General features: G+C 50.3%; 9 protein-coding genes. 3 read left to right on the top strand and 6 right to left on the bottom strand.

The window, feature by feature from the left end:
• On the top strand, window positions 1–293 hold a 293-nt coding region (locus tag J5224_RS22590; protein ID WP_319802469.1), incomplete at its 5' end, for a helix-turn-helix domain-containing protein.
• 291 nt (window positions 294–584) lie between these two features.
• Window positions 585–707, top strand: a complete 123-nt coding sequence (locus tag J5224_RS22595; protein ID WP_264627495.1) for a YshB family small membrane protein — start codon at window positions 585–587, stop codon at window positions 705–707.
• A gap of 139 nt (window positions 708–846) precedes the next feature.
• Here the strand turns inward: J5224_RS22595 and J5224_RS22600 are convergent, their stop codons facing one another.
• The 5 genes from J5224_RS22600 to J5224_RS22620 form a co-directional block, all read right to left on the bottom strand.
• Window positions 847–2,097, bottom strand: coding sequence for a phospholipase D-like domain-containing protein (locus J5224_RS22600; RefSeq protein ID WP_264627496.1), 1,251 nt, complete (start codon window positions 2,095–2,097; stop codon window positions 847–849).
• A complete protein-coding gene (locus tag J5224_RS22605) occupies window positions 2,090–2,734 on the bottom strand; it encodes a MotA/TolQ/ExbB proton channel family protein (RefSeq protein ID WP_264627497.1) in 645 nt (214 codons plus the stop codon). The genes J5224_RS22600 and J5224_RS22605 overlap by 8 nt, the downstream gene beginning before the upstream one ends.
• 110 nt (window positions 2,735–2,844) lie before the next feature.
• Window positions 2,845–5,088, bottom strand: a complete 2,244-nt coding sequence (locus tag J5224_RS22610; RefSeq protein WP_264627498.1) for a TonB-dependent receptor — start codon at window positions 5,086–5,088, stop codon at window positions 2,845–2,847.
• 38 nt (window positions 5,089–5,126) lie between these two features.
• A complete protein-coding gene (locus J5224_RS22615) occupies window positions 5,127–5,879 on the bottom strand; it encodes an energy transducer TonB (protein ID WP_264627499.1) in 753 nt (250 codons plus the stop codon).
• A 1-nt stretch (window position 5,880) separates the two neighbouring features.
• Window positions 5,881–6,288, bottom strand: coding sequence for an ExbD/TolR family protein (locus tag J5224_RS22620; protein ID WP_264627500.1), 408 nt, complete (start codon window positions 6,286–6,288; stop codon window positions 5,881–5,883).
• Between the two features lie 730 nt (window positions 6,289–7,018).
• Here J5224_RS22620 and J5224_RS22625 point away from each other — a divergent pair.
• The gene (locus J5224_RS22625) at window positions 7,019–7,612 is read left to right on the top strand and encodes an acyl-homoserine-lactone synthase (protein ID WP_264627501.1); all 594 of its coding nucleotides are present in this window, start codon (window positions 7,019–7,021) and stop codon (window positions 7,610–7,612) included.
• Here J5224_RS22625 and J5224_RS22630 read toward each other — a convergent pair whose 3' ends face one another.
• Complete coding sequence (locus J5224_RS22630; protein ID WP_319802401.1) at window positions 7,613–8,335, bottom strand: LuxR family transcriptional regulator; 723 nt, start codon at window positions 8,333–8,335, stop codon at window positions 7,613–7,615.
• Window positions 8,336–8,574 lie beyond the last annotated feature (239 nt).

Below are 8,574 nucleotides of genomic sequence, written 5' to 3' on the forward strand. Positions count from 1 at the left end.
GGCAAGAGGTGCTGATTCAGGATCTGCCGCCAGAGCTGTTTGAAACCACGGCCCCCGATGCCACGGTGCACATGCTGCCGGACAGTTGGGCAACCCTGCTGGCGCAATGGGCCGATCGGGCACTGCGTTCCGGTCATCAAAACCTGCTCTCCGAAGCGCAGCCAGAGATGGAAAGAACGCTGCTCACCACCGCGTTACGCCATACGCAAGGTCATAAGCAAGAGGCCGCTCGCCTGTTGGGATGGGGACGTAACACCCTGACGCGCAAGCTCAAAGAGCTGGGAATGGAATAACCGCAACACGTATTACCGACGGCCATCAGCAGCATGATGGCCGTGAACCTTCCCCACGCTAGCCCATCCCGCCAAGGTGGGAATCGCCGACAGATGACGCGCATTTCACCAGAATGGTTTCCCCCAGCTAACACCGATAACAATGACAAGCGTGACGCTCACGCTCCGTTTACCGTGCCCTCACCAGTATCGCCAGGAATTACAAGCCAGCGCACAAAATTGTCGATATTTTGCTCTTTACATAAAACAAGCCGGCAGTATGATCGTGTCGCTGATTCAGGAGAAAGTACCATGCTAGATTCACTTATTTCTGCGGCGACGCACGGCGCAGAGCTTGGCGCAGCGGCGAGTCACTCACCGCAAACTGCCATTGCTGCGATTCTGTGCGCTGCATTGATCAATTTCTTTATTTAGGCCTGACCGACACGCCATCGGGCTGATGTCCTATATCACAATAACATCCCCCATCATCTCGATGATGACGTTGTTTGAATATAAAAAGTGTTAACCTGAAAACGCCCCGCTAACCTCGGGGCGTGTTTTTTGCCTTGACTCAATGTGCCCCACCGGGACGTGGGGCTGGATAATCCTTATCCAGTTGAACCGGTTGCGCGTACTCACTGTTCCACAACTGGGCGTACAACCCATCAATACGCGCGGCCATCGCCGGACTTTGCATCACAATCTCCAGATTGCGCGAGTTATCAAGATAACCACCGCTCCAGTTGCTGGTGCCGACCCAGGCTTTTTGCTGATCAATGGTCATGACCTTGCTGTGAATCACGCGGGCAAAGGGGATGAAGCCGCTGTTTGCCTCAGGCAACGTCACGATTTTCACCTCAACGTTTGGCAGCACAGCCAAACTTTTAAGATAAGCAATGTTCGGCTTTTTGGTGCTCCAGTTCGCCACCATTAACTCCACCTTCACCCCACGTGCCGCCGCGCTGCGTAACGCATTATCCATCACCGCATAGTAAGGACGAGTACGGTTCGGGCCGTATGACAGTGGCGCGTAGTCCATCACCTGGATGCGCACGCGGGTTTTCGCTTGCGCCAGTAAGCGTGGTAATTCCGCTTCAGAATCCAGCACGCCCGGTGGGTTGAACGCTTTGGGGCTGGCAACCAGATAGTTATCCGGGCGCGAATCATCCTGCTCGGCCGCTTGCATCACGGGTTTGACGGCGATGCCTTGCGCCAGTGCTTCCTGCGCCTGCCAATCCTGCTCAAATACCGCATTGAGCTGTTTAACCACATTGGGATCGTCGATAAGCAGCCCGGTTTCGTGAATATGCTCAAGCGAACGCCAGTCAAAATTTTGGCTGCCAACGTAGGCGCGTTTGCCATCCACCAGCAGGTATTTCGCATGCAGGATCCCGCCGGTCAGCTTACCGTAAGGAATAACCCGCAGTTCCAGATTGGGAATGGCTTTCAACTGCGCCAGGGTTTCTGGCGTTGAAAGAGCGATGCCCTTCTCTTCCAGCAGAAAGCGAATACGCACACCGCGCTCCCCTGCACTGCGCAGATGCTGCAACACCGAATCCAGCCGCGAGCCGCGCTGATTGGCAACGTAGAACTCCCCCAACGACAGGCTATGCTGCGCGTCATCAAACAGCGCACGCCAAACGGCATCCGGTGCACGCAGATCCGGGGCCTGTAGCGCGGTCTCTACCGGCGCGGTATACACCAACTCATAACCGGGAATGCTAAAATCCGCCAGCGCCGAGGGGGTAAAAAAACACAGCCCGAGCCCAACGCACGCAGCCCAACGCCGCCCTGCGCGTTTGATAGCCCACGCGCTACGCATAGCGCTTTACCCCATTTTCCTGCACCGCCGCAGGCTTGACGGTCTGGCGGGTATGTGGCAATCCGGCCCGCAGCAACAGCACTTTCAGCGCATCATTAATGTGCTCCATGCGGCTTTGCAGGAAGTTGTTTCCCAACAAGCACACCAGCGCGATAGCAATCCCCAACCCCGTGGCATACAGCGCCGTCCCCATCCCGGCGGAGACCTGGCTTGGATCAGAAATCCCGGCAGCCGAGAGCGCCTTAAAGGTTTCAATAATCCCCATAATGGTGCCCAGCAGACCCAGCAGCGGCGCTGCCGTCACAATGGTTTCCAGCAACCACAGCCCGCGCGTCATGTGTGGTTTGCTTTGCAGATATTGGGTATCGATCAGATCGTTGAGCTCATCACGGTCGCGATTTGCCGCCTGCGGCAGCAGCGGTGCAATCAGCGTGGCTGGCAGACTGCTGCGCTGGCTGAGCTCAGCGGGAAGATCGTGAAGATGGCGAATATCGGCGGTCAGCGCGCGGAGCAAGCGCGTGGTCTGACGGCGCGTATAGGCAAAGAACAGCCCACGTTCAATGATGATGATCAGTGCCGCCACCAGCGAGGCATACATCGCGTAGAAAATAATATCGTGCAGATCGTTTGCGTTCATAACGGGTGTTGTTTTCCTTCGGTGCGTGTCACGCCCTGGCAAGCGCGTGACGGTGATAAGCCATTCCCCTGCGGATAAATTCCGTCAGGGGATATCAGGTTTGCGAGCAATTAGAAGGTGGCGTCCAGCGACACGCTAAAGGTGCGCTCTTCACCCACATTGTAATAAGGCGTGCTGGCACGAACGCCGTTGTGCCCCGCGGCGTTGAAGACCACGGTGCGTGCGGAATCCAGATATTCCTTATCAAACACGTTGTTAACGTTGAAACGCAGCGTGGCGCTTTTGATGATCTTTTTGTCTACCGGCAAGTGAATGCCGGCATTGAGATCGACCACGGTACGCCCGCCAATTTTCTCATCGTTGGTCATATCACCGTAAAATGCACCGGTATAACGGCCATTGATGCCTGCGTAGTAGCGACTGTCGTCATAACCCACGCCCAGATTGAGCATGTTCTTCGGCGTATTGGCGGAACGTTTGCCGGTGGTTGGCAGCGTGGAACCGTTGGTCGAGATATCGTCCCGCTGCTTGGAATCGGTATAGGTGTAAGAGGCAAAATAATTGAAGTTATGCGGCAGTTTTCCACTCAGTTCCGTCTCGATACCTTTGTTCTCCACTTTACCGGCGTTGATCATCTCGTATTCGCCATCAACGTTGCGGCTGGAGATCTGACGATCGGTAAACGCGATGTAGAACAAAGAGGTGCTCAACATCACGTCTTGCCCCTGGAAGCGCCAACCCAGTTCGTGGTTCCAGCTCAATTCAGGTTTGGTGTTGATCGAATCACCCAGGTTGTAGAGCACGTAGTTAGGCGGCGTGCGCATATTGCGCGTCAGGCTGTAAAACACCTGATTCTCGGGGTTAATTTTGTACGCAGCACTGAAGCTCGGCAGGAACTCTTTATAGGTGCGCGCCTTTTTCTCTTCCACCGAACTCAAGCTACCCAGATCGTGCCCGTCGCGTTTCACGTGCTGCCAGGCCAGGCCGCCAGCTAGCGTCCAGTCAGGGGAAACAAACCAGGTATCTTGTAACCAGAACTTATGCACCGGCGTCACAGTGAACTGATTACGCCCCTGGATCACTTTGCCATTGGCATCTTTCACCAAATGCGAGCCGTTGGGTTTGCCGGAAAGATCGGCCGGGTTACCGTCAGCGTTAATGCCGATATAAGGCTGCGTCTGACGTTGGCGGGCACGTTCAAACCAGTAACCGATATCCAGACTGTGCTGGTCATTGAGATCCCATTTCAGGGTGTTGGTGATGCCCGGACGCCAGGTTTCCGTCCAGGAAGGTCGATAGTAGGTATTGCTGCTCAGGTTACTGAGATCGTAACTGCCCGATTTATCGCTGGTGGTGGAAGAAAGCGTAGAGGCCGACTGGCCGCTGAAACTGCCGCCGTTGCCCCAGTAGTAATAGGGTTGCAGCGTCAGCGACAGGTTATCGCGCAGTTGCAGTTTCTGCGTGAAGGTAAGGTTCAGGCTTTCGAACGGGTTACGGTTAATCTTGTAGTAACGTGAGAGCTGGCCGCGGCTGTTATATTCCGGCGTTGTCGGGTAATCGACGTAGCGCCCTTGGTTCAGGAAAGTGCTTTTGCTCAGCGTGTTGTAGTTATTCATATCCTGCTTGTTGTACTTAACCAGCAGGTTGCTGCTGTTACCGTTGTCATCTTCATACAGGCCGTTCCATTCCAGCTTGTTAGAGCGGGTGGCCCCTTTGCCACGCCACTTATCGGCATCGGTATACGAGTAGGATAACCAACTGCTGAAGCCGTCGTGCAGCCCGGTTTCCAAACGAATCAGTGATTTGCTCAGGTTGTTGCTGCCAAAGGTCTGTTCGATAAATCCGCCAAACTCTTTCGCGGGGCGTTTCGTGACCAGACCGATATTGCCGCCGCTGGAGCCGATGTGCGGACCGTTCATTTCTGAAGAACCCTGGGTCACGAAAATCTGCTCAAGGTTTGCCGCATCGCCCAACTGGTTGGCATACACGCTATAGCTGCCCGAATCGTTCATCGGGATGCCATCAATCGAAAGGCCGATCTGGTCGTTGCTCATGCCGCGCATGGTGTAATCGATACCGCTCAGGCCGGTAGAGTCATTACTGCTGACATTCAGGCCAGCGGTGTATTTCAGCTTATCGATGGCGTTACCGGTGGCGGGCATCTTATCCATCGCTTCTTTGGTTACCGTCGAGCGGGATTTCGCACTCTCTTCCTGAATCATCATCCCCTCGCCCAACGGCGCACCTTTAACCTGAATGGCGCCGATGTCTGTTGCATCGTTTGCCAGCACGGTTCCCGACCATAACGCGGCCGCGACAGAGAGAGATATCCTTGAAACTGTGAATAATTTCATTGTGTTAATCACCCTGATTCAATGTTGTGTATAGGCGCTCACTGCGCTTGATAGTGGAATGTGGCTAAAAAACGTTTGGTGTTTTGCCCGGCAAACGCGTCTGCCGGAAATGGCCTGACCTGCGTGATGCTCTGTAACGTGCTGGTTGCCGCCCGGTTGAGCAGCATGCTGGCGGCTTTCTGGTTAATGCCGCTGTTGAGCACGCGGCCGTTGCGATCGACCTCCAGCCAGATTTCGACGTTTCCTTCCGGACGCTCCAATGACGCCTGACGCCCCGTTGGGTAACGTTTTAGCTGCTCAATCTGGCCACGCAGCGCCTGGATGTAGCTGTTTTCCAACGCCTGTACGTTCACTTTCGGCGGCGCAAGCGCGGGCACAGCGGGGGCTGGCGCGGGAGCTTTTACCACGGCAGCTTTCACGGGCGAGGCAACGGGCACCGGGCGCGGCGCTGGAGCAGGCTTTGGCTTGGGCACCGGTTTAGGCTCGGGTTTGGGCTCCGGCTTCGGTTCGGGCTTCGGCGGCGGTGCCTCAACGATCGGTTCCGGCGTCTCGACCGGCTCTGGCTCCGGTTCTGGCAACGTTTCCTCGGGGGGCATTTCCGGCTCTGGAGGAACGACCTCTTCTGGCGGCGCAGGCGGTGTGAGATCGGCGAGCGACAGTTCCATGACGCTGTCGTCATACTGGGGCTGTACCTTGAGCGAGCTTTGCTGTGTCATCACCATCAGACAGGCAGCCACCACGGGCAGCGGCAACCAGCTGATGGCATGACGTGAACGATAAAACCAATACATGTCACTGCTTCCGCGTTGCGATTGAAACCGAGGTAAACCCACCTTGACGCAGGGTATCCATCACCGCGACCAGGCGCTCAACCGCCACCTGCTTATCGCTGTTAACGATAATGGTGGTGGTCTCTCCGGCCTGTTGCTGCTGTTTTAAGGTGCTGACCAAATCGGTAATCTGGATAGGTGAACCATCCAGTTGCAGTTGGTCTTGTTCACCCAAGGTGACGATGGCTTTTTTCTGAGGTTTTAGCTGTTGGGCGCTGCTGGCAGAGGGAAGCTGGGTTTTCAACCCCGTAGCAGGAAGGACGTTGATACTGATCAGGACGAAAAACACCAGTAAAAACATCATAACGTCGATCATTGGGATCAACTCGATATGGGCTTTGTTTCTTTTTGGTTCATTCCAGTTTCGCATGTTCTCTCTTCCCATCGTTGGCGTGCGGCGATGACGCGCAAGGATGATTGGGTCCCCAAAGATGGCAGCCACCACGGAATGGTTAGCAGCCAAAGCAAAGCGGCCACTATAGAGAGCGCATATTTAAATTTGTTTACACTTATGTGATTATTTTTTCATTACGGATGGTTTTTTGGTGTGATTCTTTCAATATGACATGATTTTGATATTTTTCTTACAGGTGAGGGGAATATCCGAAAGGGTGCGCGTGTATTTGTCCAAAGAGCTGCTGAACTTTATCTTGTGGGAGCGGTTGAATCAGTTGAAAACGGAGGAAGCATGAAGGGGCGAGAGAGGCGTAGAAATAAAAACCCAATAACAATACATTAACTTTATGACAGTTTTGGAGTATTTTACACTTTCTTAATACTATCTTATTTCTTATATATATTACGAATACAGATATTACGCGACTCAACCACACCTTAATTATCATTAATTATCTAACAACTTGATTATAACCATTATAAAAAACCAAATAATATTATTTTTTAGAGTAAAACTCGAAACAAAAAGATAAAAATGAAAAAATAGCGTAAGTAACCATCCCTTCTCAATTTATTCCCATCAATTATTTTAGTAGGAATGAAAAATTAAAAAAACTATTATTACTCAGTCCCGGCATGCAACTGGAAAAGCTTCACTGATGTTACCGAACTTAATCATTTTACACATTGATACAGGTGACATTATGTTTAATATTTACATTGTTAATTATTTATCCTTGAGCAAGGAAAATTCTGAAGATTTATTTTCTTTACGTAAAAATATATTTAAAGATCGTCTTCAATGGGATGTGGGTTGTTTTGATGGGAAAGAGTTTGATTCATTTGACAATGAAAAAACAGATTACATATTTGGCATAAAAAATGGAGTTATCATCTGTGGCACAAGAATTATAGATATCAAGCACCATAATATGCTGAATGATACGTTTTCATCTTTCTTTAAAAGAGTAAACTTACCAGAAGGAAAGTTCATTGAGTCAACCCGTTTTTTTGTTGATAAAGATAGGGTTAGTTCACTTCTTGGTAACAGGTCCTCTATTACTCTGGCCTTATTTCTCTCATTGATTAACTATGCCCAGCGTCACCATTATGACGGTATTCTGGCTGTTGCAAGTCACCCAATGATGAGCATCATCCGAAAATCAGGCTATCTGCTACTGGGTCATATCGATCTAACGAGTCAGAAAGAGCTAAAAGACAGAATATTACGTAAGGACAACAGTCAGTTTGAAAACGTATTGAACGAATGGCCATTGTCGTTTATAGCTGAGTTATAATTACTTAACCGGTTGAATCAGCCGAAGCTCTACGCCAAGACGCACAGCATGCCGGGCATTGGCAACGCCCATTTTTTTTACAATATTTAACATATGGAACTTAACGGTGCGCACTTTTATGCCAAGAATAATTCCCGTTTCTTGATATGTTTTACCGACACTTGTCCAGTAGAGAATTTCATTTTCCCTGTTAGTGAGTCGGTTAGCTTTATTGGAATCCTCAGTTTTTTTTTCAGAGAATGATGTTAACGTCAGGTACGTTTCGTGTACTGATGCCAACAATATGGAGATATCTCCTCTATTCTGCAAAAGCGTTTGCATTATTCTTGTCTTGCGTTCAGAGGGGATAATAAAAGATAAGGTCACAAGATTATTGTTATAGTCATGCAAGACAAACGTATAGCCATCGACTACCTCATATTCACTGGCTTGGTTGAAAAGTTCTGCAAAGTCATACCCTGAATGAACCATCAGTTTTTCATTCCAAGGAAAAGGGGTTAACCTTTTCAGCGCAGTAATTACCACAGGATCCGTGTACTGAAGCCCATTTTCTCGGTAATGTTTGACCCATTCATCTGGATAGTTTGTTACACCAAAGATACATGACATATCTTTTTTGGATAGGACCACATACGCCCACGTAAATGTCTCAAGGGTATTTAACGTTGCTTCAAGCTGGTTTTTTATAATCCCCTCAACATCACATTCACTTTTCATTAACATAGCAACATCCTTGTAAGTGTAAATAGTATACCTTCAATAATATATCGCATATGGAAAATTATGACCGCTTTTGTATCAGTTTGGGTACAGGTATAAGATACAGCCAGTGAACTGTACTTATGGCCTGATTATTTTTCCAGTTATTTGTATTACTCTATTTGGAATAATGAGGTACTTATCACTGACAGTTACTAAAAACCCCGACCACAGAGGGTTAGAAAAACCGATAGCTAAGCACC

This window comes from Candidatus Symbiopectobacterium sp. NZEC135, from assembly GCF_025962695.1.